The sequence below is a fragment of the Dyadobacter sp. CY347 genome (assembly GCF_021502655.1).
Classification (GTDB): Bacteria; Bacteroidota; Bacteroidia; order Cytophagales; family Spirosomataceae; genus Dyadobacter.
In genome coordinates this window covers 203,932-222,099 of sequence record NZ_JAKFFT010000007.1, presented here as the reverse complement: position 1 = coordinate 222,099, position 18,168 = coordinate 203,932, and the positions used below count along the sequence as shown (strand labels likewise).

Sequence of the window (18,168 nt, the reverse complement as noted above, 5' to 3'; positions counted from 1 at the left end):
TGGCTGACTGACTTGACTTACTAAAAAGGAAAAGTTCTATAATTTATTGTACTTGCCGGTGGCACAAGTTCAGCATCGCTATGGATCAGCACGCAACATATTTATTCACATATGGCACCCTGATGCAGGGTTTTGACAATCCCTTTGCCGAGAACCTTCGTGCAAACTCGGTGTATGAAGGAAAGGGATATTTCCCTGGATTGCTCTATCTCATTTCCTGGTATCCGGGAGCGGTCTTTAATGCAAATGCCCCCTTAAGAGTGCATGGAGAAATTTACAAGCTAATGTACCCAAAAGCGCTGATTGCCGAGCTGGACGATTATGAGGATGTTTTTGAAGGCGAAAAAAGCAGTCTATACTTGCGTAAAACGGTTCCTGTTACTACTGAAAATAATGACAGCATTCATTGCTGGGTATATCTCTACAATCAATCAGTGGCCGGACTGTCATTGATTGAAGATGGACGTTTCAAGCATTTGGCCTGAGGCGCTCGCCGATGATCCGAAGACCGTCCAATGTTAAATTAGTGTCAATTTCTACGAATTCGTCCTGCAATGTTTCTATAATGGATGAAAGTCCGCCGGTGGCAACGGCAATGCATTCGCCGCCCATTTCCTGCCTGATCCTTTGCAAAAGTGATTTCACAAGTCCTTCATAACCCAATAAAATACCCGCCTGAATGGCTTCTGTTGTATTTTTACCAATGGCTGTTTTGGGCAAAACCAGCGGCACTTCCGGCAATTGGGCTGTGTTTGCAAAAAGCGCCTTCACTGCTGTCATCAAACCGGGAAGAATCGCCACACCCAGGATTTTCCTGTCTTTCGAAACCGTTGTGAATGTTAATGCTGTCCCAAAATCCACCACTACGCAGTTTTCCTGGTAGCGCGTCATCACGGCCACTGAATTGGCGATCAGATCGGCGCCGATTTCGTGCGGATGGTTAATGGCAATGGATAGTTCAGGATAAATGTCCGGGCCTACAACGATGACTTCATCACCGAACATGGAACGCAGCACTTTTTGGATAATGGGTGTCATGGCCGGCACAACGCTGCTGAGCACCACCGTATCCACATCGCCAAACCATAGCCCGGCTTCCAGAAAATGCAGCCGTAAGCGGGATTCGTAATGTGATTCATTTTCCTGGACCAGCGAACGCATGCGCCAGATATATTCCCACTCATCCGATTGGTAAAGCCCAAAAACAGTGTCGGTGTTACCCACATCAACGGCTAAAAGCATAGCAAAGAATTTACAGTTGCGGACAAATTAAAGGCATTAATCTATAATTTTAGCAAAAAATATACACCACGCCCCCGGGCCGCTTTTGTTTTTTCTATCGAAATATCCGTTACCCAAAGTTATATGCACCGCTTCTATCGTTACTGGTTAGGCTTACTGACTGCTTTTTTACTTTTCAATACATTCGAATCCCACGCGCAGGCCGTCCCCGAATGGCAGGACCCGCAGGTTTTCAGCGTGAATACAGAAAAACCCCGCGCCGATTTCATTCCTTTCTCCGACGAAAAAAGTGCGTTGTTAATGGACAAAAAAGCATCCTCGGTGCGTTCGTTGAACGGAACGTGGAAATTCAAATGGGCGCCGCATCCTTCCAAAGCCATCCCCAATTTTTTTGACCCAAACATGCAGAATGCGGGCTGGGACAACATTCCCGTCCCTTCCAACTGGCAGGTGACCGGAGCGCAGGAAAGCCGTAAATACGACCGCCCCGTTTCCAACAGCAAACAACCTTTCAAAGCAACACCGCCGCGGATCAATGCGGATACCAATGCTGTGGGCATGTACAGGACCACATTTACGGTCTCGGATGATATAAAAAGCAAGGAAATATTTCTGCAATTCGCGGGCGTGCAATCCGCTTGTTATGTGTGGCTGAATGGCGTTGCGATCGGTTATCACGAGGATGGCACGACGCCTTTTGAATTTGATATTTCAGAAGACGTAAAATCAGGATTGAACCATCTGGCTGTTCAGGTAATCAACTGGTCGGACGGGAGTTATCTTGAAAAACAGGATTACTGGCGGTTATCGGGGATTTTCAGGGACGTAAACTTGCTGGTTCGCCCGAAAGTGATCCTGACCGATTTTTCTGTCAGAACGCTTCTGGACGCGAATCAGGAAAATGCGACATTGAAACTCAGCGCTTTTGTAAAAAACTTCACCGAGCAGGCCGTTCACGCACATCAGGTTTTATTCACATTATATGATGCCAATAAATCCGTAGTCGTAACGCCGGTCAGCCAAATGGTGGGCACGCTCGATCCGGCAAAGGAAGGCGCCGTGCGTGTGGACATTCCCATCCCGAATCCTGTCAAATGGACGGCAGAAACGCCTTATTTGTACACATTATCAGTCCAGCTGATGAATTCGGATGGAAAAGTGATTGAAGCCACAAGCCAGCGGGTGGGTTTCCGGGAGGTTAAAATCAAGAATGGCCAGTTGCTTGTAAATGGCAAAGTGATCGCGGTTAAGGGGGTTAACCGGCAGGAATTTGACGCTGAGATGGGTCAGGCCATTGCCCGCGAAACGATGATCAAGGACATTACATTGATGAAACAGCATAACATTAATGCTGTGAGGACATCACATTACCCCAGTGCTTCCGGGTGGTACGAATTATGCGACCAGTATGGCCTGTATGTGATTGACGAAGCCAACATGCATAGCCACGACCTTTCGGGCCAGAACATGAACCTGGCCGATATGCCGCAATGGCGTTCTGCTTTTCTGGAACGTGGCAAAGCGATGATTGAGCGGGATAAAAATCATCCTTCGGTCATTGTCTGGTCATTGGGAAATGATTCGGAGAAGGGTAAAAATTTTAAGGATATGGCCGATTACATCAACCTCGCCGATCCTACCCGACCAATCGAAAAGCACCCCGCGAAGCAAATAAACTTTACATTGGGTTGGGTCAATAAAGCATTAAGACTCAAAAAACCGGACGGGACGTCCTATTGGGAATTTCCTAATGTAACCGACAGCACGCACGCAGGCGATCTCATCAATCCTGATCGCACGCCGCAGCCCGGGCTGAATGAGGTTAAAAAGATTTACCAATACGTAAAATTTGAATCCCCGGACACCATGCGTGCGGGCGAAAAGACGGTCAGTCTCCTCAATAACTATGATTTCCTGCCATTGAATGTTTTGGAACTCGCCTGGTCTGTTCAGGAAAATGGTAAGGTTATTGGAAAGCCGGGCGTCATTAGCAATCTGAATGCAGCATCCAAGCAGCGCCAACAGGTTTCTATTCCTTATGAGTTGCCGGCAGTGCAAAAACCAGGTGCTGAATATTTCCTGAACATCAGCATACGCCTCAAAGACAGCACTTCCTGGGCTCCGAAAGGACATGAAGTTGCATGGCACCAGATCGCTATTGTTAAGCCACAGGAAGCCGCGCCTGTGCTCAGCCTTTATAATGAAAAACCGTTGCGCGTAGCACAGATCAGCTCAGCCCGCGTTGCTATTACCGGGCAGGATTTTGCTGTGACATTTGATAAAAAAGAAGGGATTATTTCTTTCAAAAATAAAAAAGAAGAAATGCTTCAAACAGGCCCGTACGCGAACTTCTGGCGTGTCCCAACGCATAACGATGAAGTTGGCGGCGCAAAAAGTTACGCTTCACAATGGCGTGTAGCCGGATTGGATACGCTGGAAGTTTCAGATTCGCAGATTAAAACCCAGCGGCTGACCTCAACGGTTTACAAAGTCACCATTGCAAGAACATTAAAAAGCAAAACGGGAGACGCGGACGTAACCAACGAGTTTATCGTTTATGCAACCGGTGATATTTATGTCAAAAATACATTCAGCCCGACCGGGCAGTGGCCTTCGCTGGCGAAAGTAGGCACGCAGTTCCGGATGCCGACCACATTTAACAAAACACAATGGTATGGCAATGGCCCGCACCCCACTTACGCCGACCAGAAAACAAGCGGGAGAATAGGGATCTACGGCGGCAGCGTTGCCGATCAGCATTTCGACTATTTAATGCCTCAGGAGAATGGAAACAAAACAAATGTCCGCTGGGCGACCGTTACCAATGCAGAAGGGATCGGGTTTTTAGCCGTTAGTGATTCGGTTTTAAACTTTAACGTTCATGACTATACGGATCAGCAATTATCGGCATCGAAAAAACGTGGCGCAACGCTTGCCCGTGGTTTAGAAACCGTCGTAAACATTGACCTTGCGCAAATGGGCTTAGGCACTGATGACGGTTCACCTGTGCCCCCGGCCTATTTGCTTCCTGCGAAAAATTATAGTTATGCTTTCCGATTGAGGCCAATTGACAACACGTCCAACATCGAGCAGATCGCTGCTTACACATTGCCTTACACTGGCCGGGAAGCGGGTTCAGAGCTTGCTACTGCGAACGCCGTCATTGACCCGGATGCGGAAGAAGATGTTGCTGAGGAGGAGATCGTTGAGCCGGTTAAGAAGCCCGTTGTACGAAAGGCCCCGGTTAAGAGAAAACCTGCTCAAAGGCGGAAATCTTCGCGCCGCAGACGCAGGTAGGCTTTTACTTCGGAGCAAGCACATATTGCGCTTTTACACTGATAACCTGGGCTATTTTTACAAAGACAACCTGCGGAACTTCAATGTTATGATCGGTTAGCGGCACTTCAAAATCAGAATTGATCGTGATCCTGCCTCCTTCAATCTTCATTTTGCCTTTGATCGTCCGCTCCTTGGTCACACCATGAACTGTGAATTTTCCGGTTGCTGAAACGTCATATTGGCCGTCTTTCGAGTAATCCGGCGCATTGGTTACCTTTCCGCTGAATGTTGCCGTCGGATATTTGGCCGACTCGATGTAGTTTTCATTGAAATGTTCCTGCATCAGTTTATTAGGAAAAACAAATTCCCGCATATTCATCCGGATCGCTATTTCACCGTTGGCTGTGTTGAGGATAACCTGACTTTTCTTATTCTCCGCATTCACATTTTCGAGCGGTGTTACAGAGGAAAATTTTGTATTTCCGGCAGAGGTTGCAAACATTCCCTGCGCCAAAAGAGGTCGGAAAGGCAAAGCGGAGGTGAGCATGGTTGCGAAAACCATGGCTAACAGGTGCGTTTTCATAAGTTGTTTTTCGGTCAGTTGGCTAGCTTTTTGTTCTTCTTGTCAAAACTGAATGTGCGGGAAATGTTGAACCCGTAATGAATGTCGCCCTTGCCCCAGTTGCCGGCAGTTTCTCCTATAAACTGCTTCTCGATCATACCCAGTGAGTTGGTAAAATGCAACTGGAAAACGTGCCCGCCCGTTTCAATGTCGACCCCGAATGACATCGAATCATGGTATGGAGCCGTGACGGTGTTTTTTTCACGCGCTGTATAAAAATACTCTCCGTTCAAAGAAACGCGTTTCGATAATTTAAAACGTCCGCCGATGCCCATTGCCAGCAACACTTTCTCATCTCCTAAAACCTCGGGCTTATTCCGGTGCAGGAATGTAGGGGAAAGCTGCAAGGACAGTCTTTCCCCAAATTTGCGCGCGATGAGTACTTGGGCGGAGTAATACAATTTATCCTGAAATTCAAGCTCCTTATTGATCGTTGCGACGCCGGTTCCGCCAAAAAGCGTTACTGACACGGGAATGTTCCTGGCACCTTCGCTTTGTTTCAGCACTTTTAGTTTACCAAAAAAATCATAAACCTTTTGCGAAGTGCTCCTCCCTACCCCGATCATGAAATCGTCCGTCACACCATACTCAAAACCCATCCGCATTGTCGCCTGATCAAGTCCGAAAAACTGGTAAGCGCCTGAATTGAGCCGGCCGAAACGGTGCGAAATGCGAAAATCCAGGTGCTTCTTTTTCATCGTTTCAATGGAATGTCCATTAACGACGCGCGTGGATTTGAATGTGGCAGAAACAGGCACGGTAACCATGCTATCTTGCTTGGAAAGTTCACTAAGCAGATCATCCTGGGCATAGAGAACCGTTGTTGAACAAGTCAACATCATCATTAAGCGGAGTAATTTCATTGTTGTTTGCGCAGTTAGGCTGTAACTGTTAAAGTGTTGCCATCAGTGGAAAGCGAAGTTTTGTAAGCTTTTAGCGGAGAAGTGGCCGGGCCTTTTTCCACTGCACCTGTAAGCGAGAATTCTGATTGGTGTGTTGGGCATCTAATGTCGTTCTGGTCTTTTCGGTAACCAACTGTGCTTCCTTCGTGCGTGCAAATTCTGGATAAGGCCACATATTGACTATCGGTGGTAAACGCAACCAGCACATCACCAAAGACTTTTCCTGTACCAGCGGTTTTGAGATCTTTTGCATTGTTGTGGGTGAGATCCAATGTAAAGTTGATCGCATTGCCCGTTGTGGTTCCGGTCACGCCGTTTACCGCGCCGCCGCCGGGAGTTGGCTCAGGATCGTCGTCGCTGGATCCGCAGGCCGTCATTGTTGTTCCAATGCAATAGAATGCCATGAGCGTGGAAGTGCTTAGTCCGAGACTTCTCAGGAATTCACCTCGTTTCATTTTGTCTGCTTTAACATTTTCCATAGTGAATAATTAAATTAGTAGATACAATTCGGGTAATGCGGCTCTATTTAAAAGCGGGTGTATAGCGCAGTGATATCCACATTCCTACTGTTGTGAGGTTTACTTTTCCATAGCCCACACCTTTTACCGGGATTCGGATGTACGGTTCGGCCACTAGTGATAGTTTCTTTGTGATTGTGCGTTCGTAGCCTACGGATGCGTTGATATGGCTTAGTAAGAACCATCCTGTTTTACCTTGCCAGTACGGTTTTTGACCATGAATATAATCTTTATAATTATAGTCGTAACGCTCTTTTTGGGCGTAATAAGAAGACACCCCGGTTCCAACAAACCATTTAGACTGCTCATTACGAACAACATTATATCGCAGCCCCACAGGGATTTCAAACATTGTGCAACTGCCGTCAACATCATAAGGTGTATTGATGTCTGTCACATATTTTGGCAATTTATACTCGCCTGCATTCGCAGTATAATCCTTTACACTTCGAACAACACCTGCTTGCAAATAAAGCCTTGACGATAGACCGTATTCGACTAAAAGCGAAAATGCTGTCCCTGGTTTTGTATAGTTTTTGAATCCAACTGTTGACAAATCAGGCGAGTAACCCAGTCTTACAGCCCATTTGGCATAGTCCACTTCTGCTTTTTCCGGCTTGGGCGCTTCCGAAACGGCTGGCGGTGTGAATGTTACCATCGGAATTTCCGGCTGGTTTTCCCAGTTCAATGTTCTGCTTGCTAATGCTGTCGCTGAAATCAGTAACCTGGCCTGATCTTCGCTGATTTCTTGTTCTGCACTATCCTCATTTACAGCATTGTTCGCCATAACAGACTTTGCTGATTTGCTTTTGGCAATGTTGTTAATGGAAAAAGCCCCGTCGCCTCCTTCCCCTTTTGAGCGGTTAGGCTCTAAGTACACTCCGCCTGCCTTAGACTGGCTCCGGGGCAATGTTTTTCTAACTCGGTTATCGGTAATGATGTCTTTCACATTGTTTTCAACCACATTGCTTTTATCTTCTTCTTTTGCATTGCTTTTTTTCTCCATACCGCTCCTCACATCCCTGCCCGTCCTTAAATCTCTGCCCGCAACCTCTCTTTTAATGGGTAGAGCCTCTGGCTCTGGGGATTTTGATGTGTAGTGTATGGTTAGCGCAATGGGGATCAGGAGTGCCATTAATGCTAGTGGCCACCATTTTTTTAGCCAGCCGCCTGCGACTTTGCCGTCGTTTGCGTCCAACCGTTTGCTCAAACTATTCCAATCCTCCGGGTCAAATTGTGGATCAAGCTCTTCTGATGACTTTCTGAAGAGCTTATCCAGTTCGTCATCTGGTAACTCTGTCATAATCGCCAATATTTATTTTTGATAACATTTCTCTTAATTTTTCTCTTGCACGCGACAAATTTGACTTCGACGCCCCTACTGAAATATTCAGCTGGTCTGCAATCTCTTCGTGTGTATAGCCGTCTATAACCGATAAACTGAACACAACTCTGTAAGCCGGGGTCAGTTTCTGGATCAGCTCCATGAGTTCTTCGTGCGCAAGCTTGCTGATAACCGTTTCATCAATCGCCACATTGTCCGCAACTTCCACATCATCAAAAACGTCCCGCCGTATTTCCTGTCTGTAATGGTCAAGGGCTGTGTTAATCATAATCCTGCTCAACCAGGTTTTAAATGAACGGCTGGAATCGAATGTATCCAGCTTTGTAAAAACCTTAAAAAATCCGTCGTTGAGTATTTCTTTCGCCTCTTCCCGGCTGCGTGTATAGCGCAGACAAATGCTCATAGCATATCCGTAAAACTGTTTATACAACAGCTCCTGACTGCGGCGGTTTTTCTGTAAACAGCCGTCGAGTAGTTCAATAAGAACTGCGGAGGTATACTCGGGCATGCTATTTGCTCTTTTAACACTAGTACGGTGAACCGAAAGCTAGGGTTGCGTACAAGTTTGCAATTTTTTGGTGATTTTTATAACTATTTGATTATGTTATAATTAAGTCACCGCTTGGTGCAAAACTTTATCCTATTTCAGTGTGTAAACTGGGGATTTTTTTCCAAATTAATAAGCATAGTACCATTACTCAACGATATTTTTCCTGATCACTCAGGGGCTATTGAATGACTGAAAAACGTCCTCATCTTAACATTATCGAGTCGCGCTTTCTCGAACTCGATGCATTGCGCGGGCTGGCTGCATTGCTTGTTGTCCTGTTTCATTTTACGATCAATTCCAATAGCTCGCTCCTGGGATGGGAATTCCGGTATGGCGCTACGGGCGTTGATATATTCTTTATCATCAGCGGGTTTGTCATTTTTCTTACAATTTCGAGGGTTAAAAAATGGCCTGATTTCATCGTTTCCCGATTTGCCCGACTCTATCCCGCATTCTGGTGCTGCCTGCTCCTGACGACTATGGTCATGATGCTCTTCGAACCTGAGACTGTCAGCCTGCAAAGATTGCTGGCTAATACGACCATGATGCCGATCTTTTTTAACCAGGAAAATATGGACCAGTCTTACTGGACATTATTGGTTGAGCTTATATTTTATTTCTGGATCTTCGTGCTACTGGTTACCGGAAATATCAGGAACATTGTAAGCGCGGGCTTTGTGTTTACTGCATTCATCATTGCTTTTCATGCGTTTTCGCCGCTATATGCTGGTTTTCATGAGTTTGCAGCCCGCAAGATCGAATTGTTAAATCATTTTCCGCTTTTTTTCTCAGGCATTCTTTTCTATCTCGTCAGAAATGGGAATGATGTCCGAAAAAATGCTGCATTGATCCTGTTCTGCCTTGTATCCGCATGTTATTTGCACAACCAGGGCGGCCGGTCGCAGTATCATGTAACGCCTTATGAACATTATGCGATCCTGACATTCTTCCATGTAATTTTTGCGCTGGCGATATTTGGCAAACTGAGCTTTTTAAACAATGCGCCGCTGCTTTTTTTGGGCAAAATATCCTATTGCCTGTATCTGATCCATCAGTATGTTGGTCTGCGTTTGCTGGCAGTCCTAACCGATATCTGGCAGGTAAATATTTACCTCAGCTTGGTCATTACCGTTGCTGCCGTTACTGCGATCGCCTGGCTGATCAATAAATTTGTAGAAATCCCGGCTAATCTTTTGATCCGCAACTGGTATAAAAACCGGAACCAGAAAGGCTCACCGGCCCGCGCCGGGGAAATTGCCATGCAATAGTTTCCTGATGTTACTTACTTTTGCAGCCTAACTACGCATATTTGAATAATATTTTCAAATCATGTGTTACCATATGCACTATACTGATTTTTAATGGCCAAAAGTGAAACCACTCCTGAACAACCATCGCCATTCGCGGTGCGTAAATTAAGCTGGCAAGGGCTTAAAACAACGCTCGACCTGCTCAGATATTTAAGACCCTACCGGCTCACATTCTTTATCGGGCTCATTTTTCTTGTGCTGTCCACAGCTACATCTCTGGCTTTCCCGAAGCTGGTCGGAAGCATTATTGAAGTGATTGAGGGCAAATCGCCCTACACCATTAACCAGATCACGCTTTTCCTGTTCTTTATACTGATATGCCAGGCGGTTTTCTCGTTTTTCCGGGTGTATTTGTTTACAAAAGTGAGTGAACTGGCGATGACCAATATCCGGTCGGATGTTTTTACCAAAATCATCACATTACCCATCTCATTTCTTGAACAGCGCCGTGTCGGCGAACTCACGAGCCGCATTACTTCCGACGTTTCCCAGTTGCAGGGATTGCTTTCCTTCACATTAGCAGAGATTTTCAGGCAAGTTGCCACATTGATCGTGGGTGTTTCCATCCTTTTTTATACTTCCTGGAAACTCACGCTTTTCATGCTGGCAACATTCCCTGTCCTGGTTGTCGCTTCTGTGTTTTTTGGCCGGCACCAGCGCAGGCTTGCGCGGAAAGTGCAGGATGAACTTGCTGCTGCCAATGTGGTTGTTGAGGAAACATTGCAGTCTGTGAATGTTGTCAAAGCATTTACGAACGAACCGCTTGAAGTGAACCGTTACCAGGAGATTTTGAAACGCGTAGTGGACTTGTCGCTTTATGCGGCAGCATTCCGGGGGGGATTTGTTTCCTTCATCATTTTTGCACTTTTTGGTGGCATTGTCGGGGTGGTCTGGTATGGCGCGGGATTGGTGCAGGCGGGCGAGTTCGGGCTTTCGGATCTGTTCACATTTATCCTTTACACCACATTCATAGGCGCTTCCATCAGCGGAATGGGCGATTTGTATGCACAGATCAACAGGGTTATCGGCGCTTCCGAACGGATATTTGAAATACTGGAAGAAGAACCAGAATTAGATCTCGAAACGGCGAAGAATGCAGTCGCAAGCCCTATTCAGGGCCACATTGCGTATCAGGATGTTCATTTCTCCTATCCATCGCGGGCGGATCTGCCGGTTTTGAAAGGTATTTCATTTGAGATAAAAGCAGGAGAAAAAATTGCCTTGGTCGGTTACAGCGGCGCTGGAAAATCAACGATCGTCCAATTGCTCATGCGTTTTTACGATCATCAGACGGGCAACATTCTCGTTGATGGTCAGGCGGTTAAATCTTACGGTCTCACCGAGCTAAGGAAGAACATTGCCATTGTGCCGCAGGAAGTAATGTTGTTTGGCGGGACAATTTACGAGAACATTGCCTACGGAAAACCCAATGCTACCCGGGAAGAAATTTACGATGCTGCCCGACGCGCTCACGCCAGGGAATTCATCGATACATTCCCTGAAAAGTTTGACACAGTAGTTGGCGAACGCGGCATCAAGCTTTCCGGCGGACAACGCCAGCGCATTGCCATTGCACGCGCCATTCTGAAAGATCCCAAAATCCTGATCCTCGACGAGGCCACCAGTTCGCTCGACGCAGAGTCAGAAAAGCTGGTGCAGATTGCGCTGGATGAATTGATGAAAAACCGCACTACGATCGTTATAGCGCACCGTTTGGCGACGATCCGGAAGGTGGACATGATTTACGTTATCCGGGAAGGCCGCATTGCGGAATCGGGAACGCATCAGCAATTAACACTTATGGACAATGGTTTGTACGCAAATCTGATCAAATTGCAGTTTGAAACCGCAGAAAGCAATTGATGGAAACAAGCAGCACAACCCAGAAATCTCCCAAAGAATTTTTTGAAACTGAAAAAAACAAAGCAGCCATTGCCGAGGCCGCTGCATTGCAGAACTTCAACCAGTTGGCCATTGCGCGGTTACTCGTGTTTTTTGCCATGATTTTCTTCCTATGGCTCTGGAATAATCAAAACCAGCCCCTTTGGGGATTGGTAGCACTGGGATTGCTCGTGATCTTCCTGATTTCCATGCGCCGCCAGCAAGCGGCCCGAAAACTCCGCGATTTCCAGCATAACCTCGTCATCATCAACATTGATGAGCTCAACCGGCTTACATTCCGCTTCAACAGAGAAGATTCCGGCGTGCAGTTTCAGGAAAAAGAACACGCATTCGGGAGCGATATGGACATTTTTGGTGAGTATTCTTTATATAAGCTCCTCAACAGGACCCGCACCGCGGAAGGCAGCCAGCGTTTTGCAAACTGGCTTAAAAATCATGCTGATGTCAAAGAGATCAGGCTCCGGCAGGAAGCAGCGGCGGAATTCAGCAAGCATCCGGAACTGGTCCAGGCGCTGGAAGCAACCGCTTTACTGCATGAACACGCCGCACAGCAACTGGGCGATTTCCGGAAATGGTCTACGGAATTTATGGACAAAGACCTGGCACGCCTGCTGAATTTTCGCTGGTTTAGTGTCATTACCGTGGTTGTTGCCATTCTTTTTTTATTTTCTATCCTGCCTGCATGGCCTTTGCTGTTGTGCATTGCTGTTAATGCTGTCCTGATCGCTCGTTTTAGAGCATACATTGAATCCGTTACAAACCGTACCGCCGAATTGGGGAAAACATTGGTTTCTTATGGAGAAATCCTTGAAATCGCACAATCGTTTCCTTACCAGGCGCCCTGGTGGCTCGATCGCAAGAACCGCATTGAAGGTTCGGCGGATGCGTTGAAACAGGTCGGTGTGCTTTTCGAAAGATTGGATTACAGAAACAATATATTTTTCTCGCTGTTTGTGGGCATCCCAACGCTCTGGGACATTTTTTGCCTCGCAGGACTTGAAAAATGGAAACACAAATATCACGACAATTTAGCCGACTGGCTGGAAGTCCTGGCCGACGCCGAAGCCATGAACAGTCTGGCTGGCCACGCATTTGCCAATCCGGCCTACATTGCGCCCGAGATCATCGATTCACCTGAATTTCAGATTCATACCATTGAAATGGGCCATCCGCTTATCCCCCAGGACCGAAGGATCAGCAATGATTTCAGTGTATCGGGAACAGGGCATACTGTGCTTGTAACGGGCTCCAATATGTCAGGGAAAAGCACGTTTCTCCGTACGATCGGGTTAAATTTTGTATTGGCTCAAATAGGCGCCGTAGTAAGTGCAAAAGCATTCAAATGTGCGCCAGTTCGCGTTTTCAGCAGCATGCGCACGCAGGATTCGCTGGAAGAAAGCACTTCGTCTTTTTATGCGGAATTGAAAAGATTGAAAAAGCTGCTGGAACTGTCCGATGAAAACAATGCTGCCCCTGTATTTTATTTATTGGACGAAATCCTGAAAGGCACGAATTCTTCCGACCGCCATCGCGGAGCCGAAGCATTGATCAGACAATTGCACATGAAAAAAGCCTCAGGTTTGGTTTCAACCCACGATCTCGAACTAGGCGAATGGGGCGCTTCTGAAAATTACGTTCACAATTTCCATTTCAGGTCTGATGTGGAAAACGGTGAATTGCTGTTTGATTACAAGCTGCACGATGGAATTTGCAAGAGCTTCAATGCTTCGGAATTGATGCGTATGATGGGTATTGACATTGAAAAATAATGTTATGCCCGGATTTGCGTAACTTTACAGGGCACAATTACGTTTCTTAGTTCTGAGCGTGGATTAAGGATTTTAATCATTAGATTTAGTACATTAATTAATAACAAATAACGATTACTGAAACCTGAATGGAAGTATTAATAATGGCAGGGCAGCTCATTCTGGGCTTATCAATTTTGGTAGGGCTGCATGAATGGGGGCATATGTTTGCTGCAAAAATGTTTGGGATGCGAGTTGAAAAATACTTCATTGGTTTTCCGCCGAAGATATTCAGCTTTAAAAAAGGAGAAACAGAATATGGCATTGGCGCGATCCCGTTAGGAGGTTTTGTCAAAATATCAGGCATGATCGACGAATCTATGGATACAGAGGCAATGAATAAGGAGCCTCAGCCTTACGAATTTCGTTCGAAACCAGCCTGGCAGCGTTTAATTGTAATGCTTGGCGGCATTATCGTCAATGTGATCGTTGGGATTTTCATATTTATTGTCATTGCGTATAATGATGGCGATAAGTATCTATCCAGCACCGAGGTTAATAAATATGGCATTGTAGCAGGCGACCTGGCCAAAGAAATCGGCTTGCAAACGGGCGACAAAATCGTAAAAGTGAATGGTAAGCCGTTCACTAGTTTCGATGAACTGGGAAGCTCGGAAGTGTTGCTGGGAAGTAATAGTTCTTACACTGTAAATCGTGCAGGAAAAGAAGTTGAGATCGACATTCCGAATAATTTCATCGAAAGATTATCCGATCCGGAAGAAAAAAGAAGCTTCATACGTCCTTTGGAGCCCTTCAAGATTGGTGAAGTTGTGCCTGCGTCTCCCGCGCAAAAGGCAGGTTTGCAAACCGGTGATAAAGTCGTTTCCATCAATGGTCAGCCTATTCAGTTCTTCCACGAGCTGCAAGGCCAGCTGCAAAATCTGAAAGGTAAAAAAGCAGAGCTTCTTGTTCAGCGCGGTGCGGAAAACAAAAAGCTTAACGCCACTGTGGATGAAGACGGAACCCTGGGTTTTTATCCTCAAAGTCTGTTAAACTATACGGCTGTAAAGTACACATTAGGACAGGCCATTTCGGTGGGTACGAATGATGCTTTTGCTGTCGTTTATAACAACATTAAAGGTTTTGGCAAAATATTCAGAGGCGAAGTTTCCGCTTCAAAAGCATTGAGCGGACCGATCGGCATTGCCCGTATGTTCGGGGGCGTTTGGGATTGGAGCCGTTTCTGGTATCTGACCGGTTTGCTTTCAATGGTGCTTGCGTTTATGAATGCATTGCCCATTCCGGCGTTAGATGGCGGCCACGCTGTGATCCTTTCGTACGAGATCATTTCGGGACGTAAACCATCCGATCGCTTTTTGGAAAATGCGCAGAAAGTCGGCATGGTGCTCTTACTTGGCCTGATGGCTTTTGCAATATTCAATGATGTCTGGAAAGCAGTATTTTAAAATATTTTTGGTCGAAAATAAGGAAAGGACAAAGCGCTTAATCCGCTTTCCTTTCCTTATTTTTTTCATTTTGACTCTGTCGTCGTCGGTGCATGATTATCATGTTAGCGTCACACAGATGCAGTATAATCCTGCGCTCAAAACATTCGAAGTGAGTATACGTATGTTCACGGACGATCTTGAGCGCGCGTTATCACAGCGAGGGCTGATCCAAGGAAACGACAAGCAGCGCGTTGTTATCAGTAACAATGACAAAAATGATCCGCTGGTCGAGCGATATGTTCTGAAATCGTTCGTATTGATGGATAGCCAGAAGAAACCGGTTGCTGCCAAATACGTAGGGAAAGAACAAGAGGAGGATGCAACATGGGTTTATCTCGAAATTCCATTCAATGGTCCTCTGAATGGCTTCAAACTACAAAACAGCACACTGATGGAGGTTTTTGACGATCAGGTCAATATGACGAACATTAAAAACGCTTCTGAAAAACGGACATTTTTGTTTAAAAAGGGACAATCTGTACACATTCTTTAGCCGCATTCCGGTTGTTAAAAAGCCTGACACAGCCGTTGGTGGCATGGCTATTTTGTTTTATTATTCCCTTTCTTTTGAAAGTCATTATTTATATATTGGGAAAAGATTATCTGTCATTTTGACAGAATGCCTATGAAATTTGAACCTTCTGACTTATATAGTCGGCTGCTTATGTCCGATTCGGATATGGATAGCCTTGAAATTGTTCCTCTTGGTGGCCCTGATGGCTCCGACGAGCCTTTTGAACTCCCCGAAGAACTTGCCATACTGCCGATCAGGCAAACAGTACTTTTCCCAGGAATGGTTATTCCCGTGACCGTTGTGCGCCAGAAGGCCATTCGTTTAGTCAAGAAGATTTACAGGAATTCGGATATAAATCAACGCATACTCGGAGCAGTAACACAGGCCATTCCTAACAAGGAGGACCCTACTGCTGAGGACCTTTACAATGTAGGAACGGTTGCCCAGATCCTGAAAATGATCACCTTACCGGATGGAAATGTGACCATTATCGTGCAGGGAAGACAGCGTTTTGAGATTAAAACCATTCTGCACGAAGAACCTTATCTGACTGCGCAGGTTAAAGCGATTGACGATTCTTTTGTTGGCCCGACCAAAAAAGAATCCAAAGCACTTTTGCAATCACTGCGAGACGGCGCGCACAAGATCATGCGCCTGAACCCGGAGATTCCCCAGGAAGCCCGGATCGCGCTGGATAACATTGAAAGCCCCATTTTCCTGATCCATTTTCTTTCTTCAAATATTAATGTAGAAGTTGCGGATAAGCAAAAGCTGCTCGAAGAAAGGAATGGACACAAGCAGGCAACATTGCTGCTTCAATATATGATGCGGGAAATTGAAATGCTGGAATTGAAGCGGGAAATCCAGACCAAAGCCAGCTCCGACATTGACCAGCAGCAACGCGATTATTTCCTCAGACAACAGATAAAAGTCCTGCACGACGAGCTCGGCATGGACAGCCCGGAGCGAGATCTGGATGAGATCCGTTTGAAAGCAAGCCAGAAAAAATGGTCCGACTCTGTTCGCAGCCATTTTGAAAAAGAACTCACCAAACTACAACGGATTAACCCCATGGCGCCCGAATATCCGGTGACCATGAATTACCTGGAAATGCTGGTTGACTTGCCTTGGGGACAATATACCAAAGACAATTTTGACCTCGTCCGTGCACAGAAAGTGCTGGATGCAGATCACTTTGGTTTAGAAAAAGTAAAAGAGCGTATCATTGAATATCTCGCTGTTTTGAAGCTGAAAGGCAATTTGAAAGCACCTATTCTTTGCTTATACGGTCCTCCGGGAGTTGGTAAAACTTCGCTGGGAAGATCCATAGCCAAAGCATTAAACCGCGAATACATCAGAATGGCGCTCGGTGGCGTGCATGATGAGGCTGAAATCCGTGGTCATAGAAAAACATATATCGGGGCTATGCCGGGAAAAATCATTCAGAACATTAAAAAAGCAGGTTATGCCAATCCTGTGTTCATTCTGGATGAAATTGATAAAGTAAGCTCCGATTACCGTGGCGATCCTTCTTCTGCATTATTGGAAGTGCTCGATCCGGAACAAAACTCTTCATTCACAGACAATTACCTGGAAGTTGAATACGATCTTTCGAAAGTTTTGTTCGTAGCAACCGCCAATGCACTGGATACCATTCACCCCGCCCTGCGCGACCGGATGGAGATCATCGAAATGACGGGTTATACGATTGAAGAGAAATTGCAGATCGCAAAACGTTACCTCGTTCCCAAGCAACGCAAAGATCACGGCCTGAAATCGACCGACATTAAGATCGATGATTTGGCATTAACCAAAATTATCGAAGGTTATACCCGGGAATCAGGTGTCCGGAATCTGGAACAGAAAATTGGTTCGGTTGTCCGTAAGATTGCGAAATCGGTTGCGATGGAGCAGGAATATCCTAAAACCATTAAGGCGGAGCAGATTGAAAAATATCTTGGCGCAGAGATTTTTGACAAAGATCTGTATCAGGATAATGATTTTGCAGGTGTAGTAACGGGCTTGGCATGGACTTCTGTCGGTGGAGAAATTCTGTTCATTGAAACCAGCCTGAGCCGCGGCAAAGGAAACCTTACATTGTCCGGTCAGCTGGGTGATGTGATGAAGGAATCGGCAGTGGCTGCATTATCGTATTTGAAAGCCAACGCAGACCGGCTAGGCATCGATTACAGGATCTTTAACCATTATGACCTTCACGTACACGTGCCTGCAGGCGCTGTGCCCAAGGACGGGCCTTCTGCGGGTGTGACGATGGTGACTTCTATGGCTTCGATCTTTACGCAGCGCCGGGTGAAACCGTTCATTGCGATGACGGGTGAGATCACATTAAGAGGAAAAGTGTTACCAGTCGGCGGTGTGAAGGAGAAGATCCTTGCGGCGCGTCGGGCTGGTGTGAAGGAAATTATTCTTTGTGTAAAAAACCGCAAAGATGTGGAAGAGGTGCCAGCCAATTATATCAAAGATCTGTCGTTCCATTATGTGGATCAGATCGACGAGGTGCTGGAATATGCATTACTGCCTGAGAAAGTGAAGAATGCGACCCATTTTATTTTCCCGGAAGAGAAGAAAGAAAAAGAAGAAAGCGGTTACGCAACATTGGACGTTTAGCAGCTGTTTTCAAAAAAATAATAAATTTTGAGTTCAAAAGACGCCTTCGGGCGTCTTTTTTGCTTAGGGGTTTGTAATTCAAAAACACGTCCTGTTATCA

General features: G+C 46.0%; 14 protein-coding genes. 8 read left to right on the top strand and 6 right to left on the bottom strand.

What is annotated here, in order from left to right:
* Positions 1-80 precede the first annotated feature (80 nt).
* Positions 81-485 carry a gamma-glutamylcyclotransferase gene (locus L0659_RS16690; protein ID WP_235127757.1) on the top strand — a complete coding sequence of 135 codons (405 nt, stop codon included), beginning with the start codon at positions 81-83 and terminating at the stop codon, positions 483-485.
* Here the strand turns inward: L0659_RS16690 and L0659_RS16685 are convergent.
* The gene (locus L0659_RS16685) at positions 469-1,242 is read right to left on the bottom strand and encodes a type III pantothenate kinase (RefSeq protein WP_235127756.1); all 774 of its coding nucleotides are present in this window, start codon (positions 1,240-1,242) and stop codon (positions 469-471) included. The genes L0659_RS16690 and L0659_RS16685 overlap by 17 nt on opposite strands.
* 123 nt (positions 1,243-1,365) lie before the next feature.
* Here L0659_RS16685 and L0659_RS16680 point away from each other — a divergent pair, with 123 nt between their 5' ends.
* Positions 1,366-4,539 carry a glycoside hydrolase family 2 TIM barrel-domain containing protein gene (locus tag L0659_RS16680; RefSeq protein ID WP_235127755.1) on the top strand — a complete coding sequence of 1,058 codons (3,174 nt, stop codon included), beginning with the start codon at positions 1,366-1,368 and terminating at the stop codon, positions 4,537-4,539.
* Positions 4,540-4,543: 4 nt separating this feature from the next.
* On the opposite strand, the gene L0659_RS16675 is transcribed toward L0659_RS16680, so the two are convergent.
* The 5 genes from L0659_RS16675 to L0659_RS16655 are packed head-to-tail and all read right to left on the bottom strand — an operon-like array spanning position 4,544 to position 8,416.
* Positions 4,544-5,104, bottom strand: coding sequence for a YceI family protein (locus L0659_RS16675; RefSeq protein ID WP_235127754.1), 561 nt, complete (start codon positions 5,102-5,104; stop codon positions 4,544-4,546).
* Positions 5,105-5,118: 14 nt separating this feature from the next.
* On the bottom strand, positions 5,119-6,006 hold the full coding sequence (locus L0659_RS16670) for a DUF5777 family beta-barrel protein (protein ID WP_235127753.1): 888 nt from the start codon (positions 6,004-6,006) through the stop codon (positions 5,119-5,121).
* A 14-nt stretch (positions 6,007-6,020) separates the two neighbouring features.
* A complete protein-coding gene (locus L0659_RS16665; RefSeq protein ID WP_235127752.1) occupies positions 6,021-6,524 on the bottom strand; it encodes a ubiquinol-cytochrome c reductase iron-sulfur subunit in 504 nt (167 codons plus the stop codon).
* A 43-nt stretch (positions 6,525-6,567) separates the two neighbouring features.
* Positions 6,568-7,866, bottom strand: coding sequence for a porin family protein (locus L0659_RS16660; RefSeq protein WP_235127751.1), 1,299 nt, complete (start codon positions 7,864-7,866; stop codon positions 6,568-6,570).
* Positions 7,847-8,416 (bottom strand): RNA polymerase sigma factor, encoded by a 570-nt coding sequence (locus L0659_RS16655; protein WP_235127750.1) that lies wholly within the window; start codon positions 8,414-8,416, stop codon positions 7,847-7,849. The genes L0659_RS16660 and L0659_RS16655 overlap by 20 nt, the downstream gene beginning before the upstream one ends.
* Positions 8,417-8,643: 227 nt before the next feature.
* Between L0659_RS16655 and L0659_RS16650 the strand changes: the two genes are divergently transcribed.
* From L0659_RS16650 to lon, 6 genes are all read left to right on the top strand, one after another.
* Positions 8,644-9,726: an acyltransferase gene (locus tag L0659_RS16650; protein ID WP_235127749.1), complete on the top strand. Its 1,083-nt coding sequence runs from the start codon at positions 8,644-8,646 to the stop codon at positions 9,724-9,726.
* 93 nt (positions 9,727-9,819) lie between these two features.
* Positions 9,820-11,631: an ABC transporter ATP-binding protein gene (locus L0659_RS16645; protein ID WP_235127748.1), complete on the top strand. Its 1,812-nt coding sequence runs from the start codon at positions 9,820-9,822 to the stop codon at positions 11,629-11,631.
* Entirely contained in the window at positions 11,631-13,439 is a 1,809-nt protein-coding gene (locus L0659_RS16640) for a MutS-related protein (protein WP_235127747.1), read from the top strand. Before L0659_RS16645 ends, L0659_RS16640 begins: the two co-directional genes overlap by 1 nt.
* 128 nt (positions 13,440-13,567) lie before the next feature.
* On the top strand, positions 13,568-14,884 hold the full coding sequence (rseP, locus tag L0659_RS16635) for an RIP metalloprotease RseP (RefSeq protein ID WP_235127746.1): 1,317 nt from the start codon (positions 13,568-13,570) through the stop codon (positions 14,882-14,884).
* Positions 14,859-15,419, top strand: coding sequence for a DUF6702 family protein (locus tag L0659_RS16630; protein ID WP_310590708.1), 561 nt, complete (start codon positions 14,859-14,861; stop codon positions 15,417-15,419). Before rseP ends, L0659_RS16630 begins: the two co-directional genes overlap by 26 nt.
* A 132-nt stretch (positions 15,420-15,551) precedes the next feature.
* Positions 15,552-18,068, top strand: a complete 2,517-nt coding sequence (lon, locus tag L0659_RS16625) for an endopeptidase La (protein WP_235127744.1) — start codon at positions 15,552-15,554, stop codon at positions 18,066-18,068.
* Positions 18,069-18,168 lie beyond the last annotated feature (100 nt).

Excerpts from the sequence above, each read along its gene's own strand:
- L0659_RS16640 (WP_235127747.1), top strand. The coding sequence starts at position 11,631 with ATGGAAACAAGCAGCACAACCCAGAAATCTCCCAAAGAATTTTTTGAA.
- L0659_RS16670 (WP_235127753.1), bottom strand. The coding sequence starts at position 6,006 with ATGAAATTACTCCGCTTAATGATGATGTTGACTTGTTCAACAACGGTT.
- L0659_RS16660 (WP_235127751.1), bottom strand. The coding sequence starts at position 7,866 with ATGACAGAGTTACCAGATGACGAACTGGATAAGCTCTTCAGAAAGTCA.
- L0659_RS16655 (WP_235127750.1), bottom strand. The coding sequence starts at position 8,416 with ATGCCCGAGTATACCTCCGCAGTTCTTATTGAACTACTCGACGGCTGT.
- L0659_RS16675 (WP_235127754.1), bottom strand. The coding sequence starts at position 5,104 with ATGAAAACGCACCTGTTAGCCATGGTTTTCGCAACCATGCTCACCTCC.
- L0659_RS16630 (WP_310590708.1), top strand. The coding sequence starts at position 14,859 with ATGATGTCTGGAAAGCAGTATTTTAAAATATTTTTGGTCGAAAATAAG.
- L0659_RS16645 (WP_235127748.1), top strand. The coding sequence starts at position 9,820 with ATGGCCAAAAGTGAAACCACTCCTGAACAACCATCGCCATTCGCGGTG.
- rseP (WP_235127746.1), top strand. The coding sequence starts at position 13,568 with ATGGAAGTATTAATAATGGCAGGGCAGCTCATTCTGGGCTTATCAATT.
- L0659_RS16680 (WP_235127755.1), top strand. The coding sequence starts at position 1,366 with ATGCACCGCTTCTATCGTTACTGGTTAGGCTTACTGACTGCTTTTTTA.
- lon (WP_235127744.1), top strand. The coding sequence starts at position 15,552 with ATGAAATTTGAACCTTCTGACTTATATAGTCGGCTGCTTATGTCCGAT.
- L0659_RS16685 (WP_235127756.1), bottom strand. The coding sequence starts at position 1,242 with ATGCTTTTAGCCGTTGATGTGGGTAACACCGACACTGTTTTTGGGCTT.
- L0659_RS16690 (WP_235127757.1), top strand. The coding sequence starts at position 81 with ATGGATCAGCACGCAACATATTTATTCACATATGGCACCCTGATGCAG.
- L0659_RS16665 (WP_235127752.1), bottom strand. The coding sequence starts at position 6,524 with ATGGAAAATGTTAAAGCAGACAAAATGAAACGAGGTGAATTCCTGAGA.
- L0659_RS16650 (WP_235127749.1), top strand. The coding sequence starts at position 8,644 with ATGACTGAAAAACGTCCTCATCTTAACATTATCGAGTCGCGCTTTCTC.